At 60.7% G+C, this 13675-nt stretch carries 13 protein-coding genes; 7 read left to right on the forward strand and 6 right to left on the reverse strand.

Annotated features, from left to right (window positions below):
- Window positions 1-207 precede the first annotated feature (207 nt).
- From WMO44_RS13515 to WMO44_RS13530, 4 genes are read left to right on the forward strand one after another with little or no spacing between them, the layout of a single operon-like run.
- The gene (locus WMO44_RS13515; protein WP_349152897.1) at window positions 208-1149 is read left to right on the forward strand and encodes an ABC transporter permease; all 942 of its coding nucleotides are present in this window, start codon (window positions 208-210) and stop codon (window positions 1147-1149) included.
- Window positions 1149-2171 carry an ABC transporter permease gene (locus WMO44_RS13520; RefSeq protein ID WP_155515414.1) on the forward strand — a complete coding sequence of 341 codons (1023 nt, stop codon included), beginning with the start codon at window positions 1149-1151 and terminating at the stop codon, window positions 2169-2171. The genes WMO44_RS13515 and WMO44_RS13520 overlap by 1 nt, the downstream gene beginning before the upstream one ends.
- Before the next feature lie 12 nt (window positions 2172-2183).
- The gene (locus WMO44_RS13525; RefSeq protein WP_349152898.1) at window positions 2184-3233 is read left to right on the forward strand and encodes an ABC transporter ATP-binding protein; all 1050 of its coding nucleotides are present in this window, start codon (window positions 2184-2186) and stop codon (window positions 3231-3233) included.
- Window position 3234: 1 nt separating this feature from the next.
- Window positions 3235-4164, forward strand: a complete 930-nt coding sequence (locus WMO44_RS13530) for an ATP-binding cassette domain-containing protein (RefSeq protein WP_349152899.1) — start codon at window positions 3235-3237, stop codon at window positions 4162-4164.
- 44 nt (window positions 4165-4208) lie between these two features.
- Here WMO44_RS13530 and WMO44_RS13535 read toward each other — a convergent pair whose 3' ends face one another.
- Window positions 4209-4427 carry a hypothetical protein gene (locus WMO44_RS13535; protein WP_349152900.1) on the reverse strand — a complete coding sequence of 73 codons (219 nt, stop codon included), beginning with the start codon at window positions 4425-4427 and terminating at the stop codon, window positions 4209-4211.
- Here WMO44_RS13535 and WMO44_RS13540 point away from each other — a divergent pair.
- From WMO44_RS13540 to WMO44_RS13550, 3 genes are all read left to right on the forward strand, one after another.
- Window positions 4411-6138 (forward strand): class I adenylate-forming enzyme family protein, encoded by a 1728-nt coding sequence (locus WMO44_RS13540; protein WP_349152901.1) that lies wholly within the window; start codon window positions 4411-4413, stop codon window positions 6136-6138. The two genes, WMO44_RS13535 and WMO44_RS13540, sit on opposite strands and share 17 nt — an antisense overlap.
- Window positions 6139-6171: 33 nt before the next feature.
- Complete coding sequence (locus tag WMO44_RS13545) at window positions 6172-7227, forward strand: SGNH/GDSL hydrolase family protein (RefSeq protein WP_349152902.1); 1056 nt, start codon at window positions 6172-6174, stop codon at window positions 7225-7227.
- 311 nt (window positions 7228-7538) lie between these two features.
- On the forward strand, window positions 7539-8957 hold the full coding sequence (locus tag WMO44_RS13550; protein ID WP_349152903.1) for an AAA family ATPase: 1419 nt from the start codon (window positions 7539-7541) through the stop codon (window positions 8955-8957).
- A 760-nt stretch (window positions 8958-9717) separates the two neighbouring features.
- Here WMO44_RS13550 and WMO44_RS13555 read toward each other — a convergent pair.
- The 5 genes from WMO44_RS13555 to WMO44_RS13575 form a co-directional block, all read right to left on the reverse strand.
- Window positions 9718-10113, reverse strand: a complete 396-nt coding sequence (locus tag WMO44_RS13555; protein ID WP_349152904.1) for a metal-dependent transcriptional regulator — start codon at window positions 10111-10113, stop codon at window positions 9718-9720.
- 132 nt (window positions 10114-10245) lie between these two features.
- Window positions 10246-10401 (reverse strand): FeoB-associated Cys-rich membrane protein, encoded by a 156-nt coding sequence (locus tag WMO44_RS13560; protein ID WP_117554208.1) that lies wholly within the window; start codon window positions 10399-10401, stop codon window positions 10246-10248.
- A 24-nt stretch (window positions 10402-10425) separates the two neighbouring features.
- Window positions 10426-12612: a ferrous iron transport protein B gene (feoB, locus tag WMO44_RS13565; protein WP_055187115.1), complete on the reverse strand. Its 2187-nt coding sequence runs from the start codon at window positions 12610-12612 to the stop codon at window positions 10426-10428.
- Between the two features lie 30 nt (window positions 12613-12642).
- On the reverse strand, window positions 12643-12864 hold the full coding sequence (locus tag WMO44_RS13570) for a FeoA family protein (protein WP_005927392.1): 222 nt from the start codon (window positions 12862-12864) through the stop codon (window positions 12643-12645).
- A 52-nt stretch (window positions 12865-12916) separates the two neighbouring features.
- Window positions 12917-13132, reverse strand: a complete 216-nt coding sequence (locus WMO44_RS13575; RefSeq protein ID WP_005927389.1) for a FeoA family protein — start codon at window positions 13130-13132, stop codon at window positions 12917-12919.
- Window positions 13133-13675: the final 543 nt, after the last annotated feature.

Raw genomic sequence — 13675 nt, forward strand, 5'->3', positions numbered from 1 at the left:
AATAGCGTTTGGAGCGCTCCGCAGAGCGCGACAAACGCGAAATTATAAATATTCTTTCCGCTGAACATGGCCAGAGCATAGCGGAGGCCATTCAAAATCGTCCCTCTCCCCATTTTCCCGCAAAAGCCCACAAAGCACTTCCCAAAAAGGGCAATTTGCGGTATGCTATATCTATCGGTATTTCAAGTAAAAAGAGAGGTGCACACCATGGTGCAATATCTTGCAAAGCGCATCGGGCGCTCGGTGCTGACGCTGTTTATCATCGTGACACTGGTGTTCTGCCTGCTGCGGCTCATGCCGGTGGAAGGCTACTTTGCAAACTACGAAAAGATGTCCGAGGCGCAGATTCAGGCCGGGCTGCAAGCCATGGGTCTTTTGGACCCCCTGCCGGTGCAGGTGGGGCGCTTTTGGAAAAACGCCCTGCACGGCGACCTTGGGGTGAGCCATATCTATAAGGTGAACGCCCCGGTCACCCAAATACTGGCGCAGAAGCTGCCCATCTCTGTGCAGATGGGCGTGCTGGCCATGCTGCTCAGCCTTGTGCTGGGCATCCCGCTGGGGCTTGTGATGGGGCAGTACAAGGGCCGCTGGCCGGACAAGCTGGGCACGGCGCTCATCGTGCTGATCCAGGCTGTGCCCGCTGCGGTGTACTTTTTGTACATCCAGATGTACGGCACGGCGGCGGTGGGCGTGGGGCTTTTGTTCAACGCCGCAAACTGGCGGTACTGGGTGCTGCCGGTGTGCAGCATGAGCCTTGCAAACCTTGCCTTTTACGCCATGTGGCTGCGCCGCTACATGGTGGACGAAAGCAACAAGGACTACGTTCGCCTTGCCCGCGCCAAGGGCGTGTGCGGGCGGGATATCGCGCTGCATCATGTGTTCCGCAACGCCATGGTGCCGCTGGTGCAGTATATTCCCTCGGCGTTTCTCAATACCGTGGTGGGTTCCATCTACATCGAGAGCCTGTACAGCATCCCCGGCATGGGCGGGCTGCTGGTCACCTGTGTGCAGCGCCACGACAACACCATGGTGCAGGGCATCGTGCTGCTGTACGCCTGCGTGGGCATCGTGGGGCTGATACTGGGCGATATTTTAATGGTGCTCATTGACCCCCGCATCAATTTTGGCAGGAAGGAAGGTGGCCGCTGATGTTCAAACGCGCGTGTTCCCGTCAGCTGGAAGCGCAGCTGAACACCCTGCAAAAGGACGGCCCCGCCGCGTGGGCAGACCTGCCGGAGGAGGAGCTTTTCACCCCCGCCGGGTTCAGCAGCCAGCAAGCCGAAGCCACTGCCAGCACCAGTTACAGCTACTGGGGCAGCACCTTCCGTGCCTTTTTCAAGAACAAGCTTGCCGTGGCGCTGCTGGCAGCGCTGGCGGCGGTGGTGGTGTTCGCCTTTGTGCAGCCGCTGCTGCCCGGGCAGGCAGACCCGAATCTTTGCGCCGTAGACCCCGCCACCGGCATCCAGTACCGCAACATCGCCCCGGGGCAGCAGGGCTTTCTCTGGGGCTCCAACTCCATCGGGCAGGACCTGTGGGCGCGCATCTGGGCGGGCGCGCGCACCAGCCTGACCATCGCCTTTTTCGTGGCGGTCATCGAGGCTGCCGTGGGCATTACCGCCGGTGTGCTGTGGGGCTATGTGCGCGGGCTGGACTTTGTGTTCACCGAGCTGTACAACATCTTCGATAACATTCCCACCGCCATCGTGCTCATTCTCATCTCCTATGTGGCTACCCCCAGCATCTGGACAATGATCTTGGGCATGTCCATCAAGGGCTGGATCGAGATGGCGCGGTTCATCCGCAACCAGATTTTAATTATCCGCGACCGGGACTACAACATTGCCTCCCGCTGCATCGGCACGCCCACGCTGCGCATCGTGCTGCGCAACCTGCTGCCGTATCTGGTTTCGGTCATCATGCTGCGCATGGCGCTGACCATCCCGGAAGCCATCGGCAACGAGGTGTTCATCACCTATATCGGCCTTGGTCTCTCGGTGGAAACGCCCTCGCTGGGCAATCTGGTAAACGATGGCCGCAAGGTGATGATGCAGGCGGGGCTGCGGTATCAGCTGCTGTACCCCACCCTGATTTTAAGCTTTGTCACCATCGCCTTTTACCTGATCGGCAACGCCTTCTCGGACGCCGCCGACCCCAAGAACCATCTGCAATAAGGAGGATACCCCATGACCCAAGACCCCATCCTCTCGGTGCGCGGCTTGCAGATCCGGTTCGGGCTGCGCGGGCGCACCCTGCACGCCATCCGGGACATCGACCTCGACCTTTACCGGGGCGAGGTTCTGGCCCTTGTGGGCGAGAGCGGCTCCGGCAAAAGTGTGTTCACCAAAAGCTTTATGGGCCTTTTGGACGCGAACGGCAGCATCACCGGCGGCAGCATCGACTACTACCCCACCCCCGGCTGCGCCCCGCTGCACCTTGCGGCGCTCAAGACTGAAAAAGAGTGGCTCACCGTCCGCGGGCGGGAGATCGCCATGGTGATGCAGGACCCCATGACCAGCTTAAACCCGCTCAAGACCATCGGCGAGCAGATCACCGAGGCCGTCACCCTGCATCAGGGCTTAAAGGGCGCTGCTGCGCGGGAAAAGACGCTGGAATACCTGCGGGACGTGGGCATCTCCGACCCGGCGCTGCGGTATAAGCAGTATCCCCACGAGTTCTCCGGCGGCATGCGGCAGCGGGTGGTCATTGCCATTGCGCTGGCCTGCAACCCCAAAATACTGCTCTGCGACGAGCCCACCACCGCGCTGGATGTGACCATTCAGGCGCAAATTTTACAGCTGCTGCGGCAGATGCGGGAAAAATACCACCTGACCATCGTGCTGATCACCCACGACCTTGGCGTGGTGGCAAACCTTGCCGACCGGGTGGCGGTGATGTACGCGGGCGACATCGTGGAGATCGGCACAGCGGACGAAATTTACTACGACCCCCGCCACCCCTACACATGGGCGCTGCTGTCCAGTATGCCCCAGATGGGCGTGAAGGGGCAGGACCTGTTCAGCATCCCGGGCACGCCGCCCAACCTGTTTGCCGAGATCCACGGCGACGCCTTTGCACCCCGCAACCCGCAGGCGCTCAAGATCGATTTTGTCAAGCGACCGCCCTACTTTGCGGTATCGCCCACCCACAAGGCGCGCACATGGCTGCTGGACCCCCGTGCGCCCCACATCGAGCCGCCCGCTGCGGTGAAAAAGCTGCAAAAGGAGGGGCTGTGATATGGCAGAGCCGTTACTGGAAGTAAAAAATTTGCAGGTGACCTACGGCAGCGGACGCAAAGCGTACTCTGCGGTGCAGAACGCCAGCTTTACCATCTACAAGGGCGAGACCTTCGGTCTTGTGGGCGAGAGCGGCAGCGGCAAGACCACCATTGGCCGTGCCATTCTGCGCATTCTGCCCACCACCGGCGGCGAGATTTTGTACAAAGGTCAGCGCATCAACGGCAAAATTCCCCGCGCGCTGGACAGGCAGCTCACCCGGGAGATCCAGATGATCTTTCAGGACCCGCAATCCTCCCTGAACGAGCGCGCCAAGGTAAGCTATATCGTGGGCGAGGGCTTGCAGAACGTGCGCCCGGAGCTTTCCGCCGCGCAGCGGGAGGAGAAGGTGCGGCAGGCGCTGTTGGACGTAGGTCTGCTGCCGGAGTTTGCATCCCGCTTCCCCCATGAATTTTCCGGCGGGCAGCGCCAGCGCATCGGCATTGCCCGGGCGCTCATCGTAGAGCCGGAGTTCATCGTGGCGGACGAGCCCATCAGCGCGCTGGATATGTCCATCCGGGCGCAGGTGCTCAACCTGCTGCGCCAGCTGCAAAAGCAGCGCGGCATCACCTACCTGTTCATCGCCCACGACCTTTCGGTGATGCGTTATATTTCCGACCGCATCGCCGTCATCCGCAAGGGCAATATCCTGGAGCTGGCGGACGCCGAGGAGCTGGTCACCCACCCGCTGCACCCCTACACCCGCAGCCTGCTGTCTGCCATTCCCATGCCGGATCCGCGCCGGGAGCGGGAAAAGCAGCTGCTGGTCTACGACCCCGCCATGCACGACTACACCGCCGCGCCCCCCGCGTGGCGGGAATTGCGCCCGCGGCATTGGGTGCTGTGCAATGACGCCGAGGCGGAGCGGTGGAGCGCGGAAAGCATCTTTTAATTTTTGGGAACAGAAACACCTGCGGGCGTTTCCGTTCCCCTTTTTTACGGTTGCACGGTTTGTTTATTGACTTTCCCCTGCGGTTCTACTACAATACTGAATGAGAGGTTTTGCCTTCTCTGATGCAGCAGCATCCCGGCAGCTTTCCACCATGGCAAGCTGCCTTTTTTGTCTGCCGCAACCGCTGCGCCGGGCAGCAGACCTGAAAAGAGAAAAGAAGAAAAAGTGAAGAAAGGTTTTGATCCTATGACGGAAACCACCAAGCAGCCGGTCTATGCCTCCAAGGCAAAGCCTTGGCTGAAGTATTATGAGGAAAAGTACATCCACCAGACCGTGCCGGAGTGCTCGGCCTTTGAGCTGATCTGCCGCAACAACGAGCGGCATCTGGGCGACACCGCGCTGGAATACTACGGCCGCAAGTTCAGCTATGCCGACCTGATCGTACAGGTCAAAAAGACCGCCGCCGCCCTGCAGGCGCTGGGGGTGAAAAAGGGCGATATCATCACGGTGGTCAGCGTGATGACCCCGGAGGTGGTCTACGCCTTCTACGCCGCCGACCTGCTGGGCGCTACCCTGAATCTGGTGGACCCCCGGTACAGCACCGAGGGCATCCGGGAGTACATCGAGGAGGTGGAGTCCCGCCTGCTCATCTGCCTGAACGTGGTGTACCCCCGCTGCCATCAGGCCGCAAAGCGCACCAGCGTGGAGCGGGTGGTGGTGCTCAGCCCCGCCGACAGCCTGCCGCTGGCCAAGGCCGTGGGCTACAAGCTGACCAACCCGGATAAAAACCGCTACGCCTCCAACGTGCTGCGCTGGAAAAACTTTATTGACGCGGGCAAGGGGCACAGCCCCGCCGCCGTGCCCTACGACCCCCAGCACACCTGCGTGGTGGTGCACACCGGCGGCACTACCGGCTCGCCCAAGGGCGTTATGCTGACCGACTACTGCTTCAACGCCCTTGCGCAGGAGTTTGCCGCCCAGAGCCGTCTGTTCCATCGCGGACAGAAGATGCTGAATGTGATGCCGCCCTTCATCGCCTACGGTTACAGCTGCGGCATCCACATGCCGCTGGTCATGGGGCTGCATGTCATCATCATCCCCAATCTGGACCCGGATAAGCTGGGCGCACTGGTGTGGAAGCACAAGCCCGCGCACATGTTCGGCGTGCCCACCCACTACCAGCAGCTGGCTGCCGACCCGCTGCTGAAAAACAAAGACCTCTCCTTCATCCGCAACTACGCCGCCGGCGGCGATTCTCTCTCGCTGGGCGCGGAGCAGACGGTGAACCAGTTCCTCAAAGCCCACGGGGTGGAGTTCCCGCTGGCAAAGGGCTACGGCATGACCGAGGTATCCTCGGCGGCTACCATTGCCGCCGGCAACGTGACAAAGCCCGGCAGCGTGGGCATCCCCATGGTCAACACGGTGGTCTCCATTTTCGAGCCGGGCACCGAGACCGAGCTGCCCATCGGTCAGCGCGGTGAGATCTGCATCTGCACCCCCACCGCCATGAAGGGCTACTACAACAAACCCGAGGAGACCGCCTACCTGCTGCGCCGCCACGCCGACGGCCAGCTGTGGGCGCACACCGGCGATATCGGTTCCATGGACGAGGACGGCTTTGTGTATCTGGATGCCCGCATCAAGCGCATCATCATCCGGCACGACGGCTTCAAGGTGTTCCCCTCCATGATCGAAAACGTCATCAGCCGCCACCCTGCGGTGCAGCAGTGCTGCGTGGTGGGCTGCGCCGATACCGACCACACCCAGGGACGTCTGCCCTTCGTTTTTGTGGTGCTGGACCCTGCCGCCACCGGCAAAAAGCGCCAGATCCTGCGGGAGCTGCGCCAGCTGTGCCGCGAGGAGCTGCCGGAGTATGTGCAGCCCGCCTCCTCGGCCTATAAGATCATCCCCGAAATGCCCATGACCCCCGCCGGCAAGGCCGACTACCGCAAACTGGAAGAGGAGCTGGGGTAAACCCGCCTTCCCTTGAGAAAGAAGGGACCATCCATGAAACATCCCCGTTTTACCGCATGGCTGTGCAGCGCCGCTGCGCTGGTTCTGCTGGCTGTGCCTGCCTTTGCCCAGCAGCCCGACGCCCTGCCGCCGGAGCAAGCCGCCCCCGCCGCGCAGGAGCAGCCCGCCGGGGCAGCTGCCCCGGACGCGGAAGCCCCCACTGAGGAAGCTGCCCCCGCTGCGGACACCCCTGCCGCCGATCCTCAGCGCACCTATGTGGCGCTGGGCGACAGCATCGTTTCCGGCGTGGGTCTGCCGGATTTCAAGTACACCGAAGCCGCCATCGGCATGGACGTGGCCCCAAACTTCGAGGGCTACCCGGAGCAGTGCTATGTTTCGCTGGTGGGCAAGGGCCTTGGGCTGGACCGCCAGCACGCCATCAACCTTGGCCTGCCCGGCCTGACCACCGGCGACCTTGCGGATATGCTGCACACCGGCGCAATGCCCCAGATGAACCAGCTGGCGGGCACCTACTACGTCTACCCCCAGATGCTGGACTATATCCGGCGTGCGGATATCATCAGCGTGCAGGTCGGCTCCAACGATGCGCTGGTACCCGCCCTTGTGGCGCTGGGCAACGCCACCAACTGGAAAAGCGAGCAGCTGGTAGCCACCCTCGTCAGCGGCGTGCTGCGTACCCCCAGCTTTGAGAATTTGCAGCGACTGAACAGCGACCTTTCCCGCCTGCGGCTTACCCGCGAGGAGCGCAAAGCCACTACCCAGCTTTTGCTGGGCGGCGGCACCGACGCTATCTGCGAGCAGGCGTATCAGGACGCCGCCGTCAACATGCCGCAGGTGGTGGCCCAGCTGCGGGCGCTGAACCCGGACGCACAAATCATCCTTGTAGGCTACACCAACCCCGTGCCTCTACTGCCGGAGTGGACGCAGCTGTTCCGGCGGCTGAACGCCCTTGGCAAGAGCCTTGCCGCCCAGAACGAGAACGTGACCTATGTGCCCATCCCCTTTGCCATGACCGCCACCGATGCCCACCCCACCGTGAGCGGGCATAAGTACATCGCCAACCACATCCTGCGGGCGGTTAAGAAATAAAAGGATACGCAAAAACCGGGCAGCCCGCGGGCTGCCCGGTTTTTGCTGTCTCCCCCCAAAAAATCGCACGTTTTCGGTGGATTATGCGGGGGGAAATACTTTGCCAGCTTTTGGCAGATTTTTCCCGTGCGGCGGAGGTTGTTGTGCGCTGCTGCGTTTGTTTTTAGTTTACAGCTGCCGCGCTTGTATTTACGTTTCGTATATCTCGTGCGCGATAATACGCTCTGGCTCCCAAAAAGTACACACTGGTTTTTCCGCGTCCATCGCCTTAGGATAAGGGTAGATACTTTATGTCCGAAGGAGGTTTTTACATGGACGCAAACAAGTACCGTACCGCCTACGACAAGGCGCAGGCCGTCCAGCACGAGGTGTGGACGGAGCTGTGCCAGCATCTGGAGCACGCGCCGGATGCCCAATTGCTCAGCGATTACACCGCCACGCTGGTGTATACGCTGGACAAAGACCGCCGCGAGGAAGCCCTGCGGCTGCTGCGGGGGCAGCTGTACAGCCGTCAGCTGCGGGACACCGGCCGGGTGGAGAGCTGGTTCACCGACTGCGGGGCGCGCATGGGGCAGGATATCGAGGGCTTTGTGGCAAACGCCCGCCAGCAGTATGTGCAGGCCGGCCTTGCCGAGGAGCAGCGCGCCGAAACCGAAGCCAAACAGAAGGCCGGGCGCGGGCGGTTCCGCATCCGTCCCGCCAGCGCCTTTGCGCCGGAGCGTGCCGCCTATCTGGTGCAGCCCTACCTGCCCCGGGGCATGGTAAGCATTCTGGGCGGCGTGTCCGCTGCGGGCAAGACCAGCCTTGCGCTGGATGTGTGCGCCCGGCTTACCCGGGGCGCTGCCTTTGCGCCGGACACCCCGCCGCAGCCCCCCGCCACCGTGCTCTACCTTACCGCCGAGAACGACCCCAACAAGGTGCTGCGTCCCCGCGCCGAGGCCATGGGGGCAGACCTTGACCGGCTGTATTTTCAGGACGGTGCCAGTTACAGCATGGGCGACGAGGAGCTTGCCGCCCTGTGCCGGGTGTACCGCCCGGCGCTGCTGGTGTTCGACCCCATCCAGAGCTATCTGGGGCAGGGGGTGCAGATGAACCGCGCCGAGCAGGTGCGCCCCTTGCTGGACCATCTGGGTGCCCTTGCCAAGGAGCTGGACATGGCGGTGCTGCTCATCAGCCACATGAGCAAGCCCGGCCCCGGGGTGTGCAGCGCACTGGACCGTCTGCTTGGCTCCAGCGATTTCCGCAACGCCGCCCGCAGCATCCTCATTGCCGGGCGGGACCCGGAGCACCCGGAGGTGCGGGTGGTGGCCCACGCCAAAAACAGCCTTGGTCAGCCCGGCGAAAGCCAGCGCTACCGCATCTGTCCGCAGGGCACGGTGGCCTACGACGGCCCCTGCACCCTTACCGCCGACGCCATCATCCGGGAGGCGGGCACCCCCGCCACCGGCAATGGCCGCCCCTCTGCCGCCCTTGCCAACGCCATCGAGGCGCTGGAAAAGCAGCTGTCCTTTGTGGGCTGGGTAGAGGCGGGCGAGGTGTACCGCCTGTGCGCCGAGCGGGATATCTCTATCCCTACCATGCGGCGTGCCCGCGTGGCGCTTGGCTTGAAGGTGCTGCGCGTTGGGATGCAGCCCAACCAGAAAAATTACTGGTACAGACCAGAGCTTACTGAATCAACTGTATGTGCGGAGGTCAAAAACCTGAATCAACAATTAAAGCTATCCGGCTGAACAATGTTGCCGGGCATTTCCAGCCTGAACAATGAGTAACTCTATTACAACTTTTTATATTTGATCAGTGTGTAAAAAGAAGCTATCCTACGTCAAGTATTCACATCGTTCAGGTTGAACATTGTGGGTACGGAATGCTGTATTTCCGGGGCTGAATGTCCACATTGTTCAAAACTCTATGGGTCATAGGGGACTTTTGAACACTCAGCCTTGCCGGGGAGAACCCTCTCAGTCAAGCCCTGTCGGGCTTGCCAGATTCCCCCTTTTGTCGCTGCGCGACATCTTCCCCCGGAGCGGGGGAAGTCTTTCCTCTCAGGGGGAGCTAACCCCTTCCGTCATCGCCTACGGCGATGACACCTTCCCCAAGGGGACGGCTTCAGCGATGGCGGGAAAGTTACCGGCTAAACCGCAAAGTGCCCGGTTTCGCCAGTTTCGCCCTCTCAGGCGCTCCCGCGCCAGCTCCCCCAAGGGGGGAGCCAAGCCGTAAAGTTCATCACTAAAGTATTAGGTGCAATGAGAAAGTTTCTGGCAGTGCTCTTGGCTCTCCCTTTGGGAGAGCTGTCACCGCAGGTGACTGAGAGGGCGCAGCAAGGCTAATGGGTGCTGCCCCTCATCCGGCGCTACGCGCCACCTTCCCCCGGCGGGTGAAGGCTTCAGCGATGGCGGGAAACTTTGCGGCAGCACCAAAAGGCGTCCCCTTGGGGGAGCTGGCTTTGCGCAGCAAAGACTGAGGGGGTATCCACGGGAGCTGGCAAAGCCGTCAGGCTTTGACTGAGGGAGTTTTCTCCCCTTCCACCATCCGCTCATAGTCGGCGGTAAAAAGGCGCTGGGGCAGGGCGCTCGTCATAGCAAGGGCGGCGTTCCACTGCTCCTCGTCCGTCAGCTCCCCGCTCACCGGCGGAAAGTGCGCCAGAATGGCGTCCAGCTCCTGCTGCACCCGCTTTGCCACCCAGATGCCGCGGTCGGTCAGGTAAATTTTGCCGTAGTACTCCTTTACGATCATGCCCTGCTCCATGAGCAGGTTCAGAATGCGCACCACCGAGGGCTTTGTCACCCCCAACTTTTCCGCAATGCTGCGGGAGCTGATGTCCAGATGGGTGCGGCTTACCTCGTAGATGGCCAGCAGATAGCGCAGATGCGCTGCGGTCAGCTGCATACCGGTCACTCTCCTTTTTACGCGCCGGGGCCTGCCCGGTGTTATCACAAGCTAACTTTATTTTACTTAAAAAAGAGCGCGAGCCGAGAGTTTCAGCCCGCGCTCCTTGCGGTTCAATGCTTAGTTCAATGCTCAGTGGCAGCCCTTGCAGTGGCTGCAATCGCCGCCGCAGCTGCAGCCGCCGCCGTGCTTGTGGGTGTGCCATACGACCCAGCCCAGCGCGCCGAACACCAGCGCTGCCACGATGATGGTGGGCAGATTAAAGTTTGTTGCAATAAATTCCGTCATACAGTACACACCCTTTCGTTTCTATCAGATGCGGGAAGTATCCAGCTTTACTTCGTTGTTGTTTGCGTACTTGTTGGGGCGCACCATCAGGTAGATAAACGCTGCCAGCACCACAACAGCCACCACGGTGAACAGGCCGAAGTGCACCTCGCCGGTGATAAGGCCGCCCAGCTGATACACCACCAGCGCAGAGCAGTAAGCCAGAGCACACATGTAACCAATGGCGATGGCCGTCCACTTGCCGTTATTCATCTCGCGCTTGATGGCGCCCATAGCAGCGAAGCAGGGAGCGCACAGCAGGTTGAAGATCATGAAGGCGTAAGCCGACAGAGCGGTGTAGTCCTTCGCAACAGCAGCCCAGATCTCGTCGCCGTTCTCGGAAAGCTCGCCGCCGAAGTGATACAGAACACCGAAGGTGCCAACCACGTTCTCCTTTGCAATCAGGCCGGAGACGGAAGCGACGGTTGCACGCCAGTTGCCGAAGCCCAGAGGTGCAAAGATCCATGCGACCTTGGTAGCGATAGCAGCCAGCACGGAGTTGTCCTGATCCTCGACCATACCGAAGGCACCGTTCTCGAAGCCGAAGCCCTGCATAAACCACAGCACAACGGTAGCGAGCAAAATCACAGAGCCTGCGCGCTTGATGAAGGACCAGCCGCGCTCCCAGGTTGCCCGCAGCACGTTGCCCCATGCGGGCACATGGTAGGCGGGCAGCTCCATCACGAAGGGAGCGGGATCACCTGCGAAGAGCTTGGTCTTTTTCAGCATGATGCCGGAGCAGATGATGGCTGCCATGCCGATGAAGTAGGCAGACACTGCCACCAGCGAAGAACCGCCGAACAGTGCACCGGCGATCAGGCCGATGATGGGCATCTTTGCGCCGCAGGGGATGAAGCAGGTGGTCATGATGGTCATGCGGCGATCACGCTCGTTCTCGATGGTACGGCTTGCCATAACGCCCGGCACGCCGCAGCCGGTGCCCACCAGCACCGGGATAAAGCTCTTGCCGGAAAGGCCGAACTTGCGGAAGATACGGTCCATGATAAAGGCCACGCGGGACATATAGCCCACATCCTCCAGAATGGACAGCAGGAAGAACAGCACCAGCATCTGGGGCACAAAGCCCAGCACCGCGCCCACACCGGCCACGATGCCGTCCATGATCAGGCCGTACAGCCAGCCCGCCACGCCGATGCTCTCCAAAAAGCCGCCCAGCGCATTGGGAACGATCTCACCGAACAGCACATCGTTGGTCCAGTCGGTGGCAAAGGTACCGATGGCCCAGCCGCCGTCCGCAATGGAGGTGCCCATGGACAGGGAGTACATCAGGTACATCACCACTGCAAAGATGGGCAGTGCCAGCACACGGTTGGTAACGATCCGGTCGATCTTATCGGAAACGGTCAGGTGCTCCACGCGGGCTTTCTTCTTGACAGCCTTGCCCACCACGGTGTTGATGTAGGCGTAGCGCTGGTTGGTGATAATGCTCTCGGCGTCATCGTCCATCTCTTTTTCGCAGTCCTGAATGTGCTCGTCGATGTGGTCCACCAGTGCCTTGTCCAGCTTCAGCTCTTCCAGCACCTTGTCGTCCCGCTCGAACAGCTTGACAGCGTACCAGCGCAGGAAACGGTCGTCCACCTTGCCCTGAATGGACTCTTCGATGTGGGCAATGGCGTGCTCCACACTGCCGGTGAACACATGGGGCAGCTCGCCGGTCTTGCCGGCCTTGGCAGCTGCCACCGCAGCCTTGGCGGCTGCCTCGGTGCCCTCGCCCTTCAGGGCGCTGATCTCCACTGCCTGACAGCCCAGCTCTGCGCTCAGCTTCTTCAGGTCGATCTTATCGCCGTTCTTGCGCACCAAGTCGATCATGTTCACAGCCATGACCACCGGGATGCCCAGCTCGATCAGCTGGGTGGTCAGGTACAGGTTGCGCTCGATGTTGGTGCCGTCGATGATGTTCAGGATGGCGTCGGGCTTTTCCTTTACAAGGTAAGTACGGGAGACCACCTCTTCCAGCGTGTAGGGGGACAGCGAGTAGATGCCGGGCAGATCCTGAATGATCACGTCCTTGTCGCCCTTGAGTTTGCCTTCCTTTTTTTCCACGGTCACGCCGGGCCAGTTGCCCACGTACTGGTTGGAGCCGGTCAGGTTGTTGAACAGGGTCGTTTTGCCGCAGTTCGGGTTGCCGGCCAGTGCAATTTTAATGCTCATTGCGGATACCTTTCCTCCCTTTTAGTCGTATCAGACCACTTCGATCATCTCAGCGTCGGCCTTGCGCACGCTCAGCTCGTAGTTGCGCACGGTAAGCTCCATGGGGTCGCCCAGCGGCGCCACCTTGCGCACATAGATCTGCACCCCCTTGGTGATGCCCATATCCATGATGCGGCGCTTCACCGGGCCTTCGCCGTGCAGCCGTGCCACGGTGGCGGTCTCGCCCACCTTTACGTCTTTCAGTGTTTTCATCGTACTCGTTCCTCCCTTGCAGTATTTCATGCAGCACCGGGAAGGCGCTGCCTCAGTCCACCATGATGCGGCTTGCCATGGTCTTATCCAGTGCCAGCCGGCTCTGCTTGACCTGCACGATCAGGTTGCCCGCGATCTCGTTGACCACGGTCACCTCGCTGCCAACCACGAACCCCAGCTCGGCCAGATGCAGCCGCACCTCGTCCTTGCCGCTGATCCTGCGGATGGTGACGGTCTCGCCTGCTTTTGTCATCGTCAAAGGCATCATCGCTGTGCTCCCCTTCCCTTGAAAAATATGTGATGCTGCGGTGGTTAGTCAGCCGTAACTATCAGCGTAGATAGTTTACCGCTGCTAACCCGGCTTGTCAATAGATTTTTCATATCTCATAGTTAGTTTATATGAACAAACAAAATTTATGCCGGTATCGCCCTGCATTTTTATCAAAATCATCAATAACTAACTCTATTTTTTGAAGTAAAAGTTAGCCAATGTTTACATTTTCAGAGGGTCGTTTTGCCCTTTTATAGGGCAGGGTGACGGAGAATAACCCTCTCAGTCATCTCGCTGCGCTCGATGCCAGCTCCCCCGAAGGGGGGAGCTTTTCGGCACCTTCCGGTAAGTAGAGCAAAACCTCCCCCTTTCGGGGGAGGTGGATTTGCGAAGCAAAGACGGAGAGGGTTCAGTCCGCTGAACTCCCCCAGTCATCACTGCGGGAGTACCTTTCTGCTTGCCGCAAGCGTGCAGGGACGCTCCGCTGGGCCAGAGGCAGGGAGGGGTGTTCCGACTCCCCCCTCCCTACCTCTGGACTCC

It is taken from the genome of Faecalibacterium tardum, from assembly GCF_040096515.1.
Taxonomy (GTDB): domain Bacteria; phylum Bacillota; class Clostridia; order Oscillospirales; family Ruminococcaceae; genus Faecalibacterium; species Faecalibacterium tardum.

Coding starts and splice junctions, on each gene's coding strand:
- WMO44_RS13515 (WP_349152897.1), top strand. CDS start 208: ATGGTGCAATATCTTGCAAAGCGCATCGGGCGCTCGGTGCTGACGCTG.
- WMO44_RS13520 (WP_155515414.1), top strand. CDS start 1,149: ATGTTCAAACGCGCGTGTTCCCGTCAGCTGGAAGCGCAGCTGAACACC.
- WMO44_RS13525 (WP_349152898.1), top strand. CDS start 2,184: ATGACCCAAGACCCCATCCTCTCGGTGCGCGGCTTGCAGATCCGGTTC.
- WMO44_RS13530 (WP_349152899.1), top strand. CDS start 3,235: ATGGCAGAGCCGTTACTGGAAGTAAAAAATTTGCAGGTGACCTACGGC.
- WMO44_RS13540 (WP_349152901.1), top strand. CDS start 4,411: ATGACGGAAACCACCAAGCAGCCGGTCTATGCCTCCAAGGCAAAGCCT.
- WMO44_RS13545 (WP_349152902.1), top strand. CDS start 6,172: ATGAAACATCCCCGTTTTACCGCATGGCTGTGCAGCGCCGCTGCGCTG.
- WMO44_RS13550 (WP_349152903.1), top strand. CDS start 7,539: ATGGACGCAAACAAGTACCGTACCGCCTACGACAAGGCGCAGGCCGTC.
- WMO44_RS13555 (WP_349152904.1), bottom strand. CDS start 10,113: ATGCAGCTGACCGCAGCGCATCTGCGCTATCTGCTGGCCATCTACGAG.
- WMO44_RS13560 (WP_117554208.1), bottom strand. CDS start 10,401: ATGACGGAATTTATTGCAACAAACTTTAATCTGCCCACCATCATCGTG.
- feoB (WP_055187115.1), bottom strand. CDS start 12,612: ATGAGCATTAAAATTGCACTGGCCGGCAACCCGAACTGCGGCAAAACG.
- WMO44_RS13570 (WP_005927392.1), bottom strand. CDS start 12,864: ATGAAAACACTGAAAGACGTAAAGGTGGGCGAGACCGCCACCGTGGCA.
- WMO44_RS13575 (WP_005927389.1), bottom strand. CDS start 13,132: ATGATGCCTTTGACGATGACAAAAGCAGGCGAGACCGTCACCATCCGC.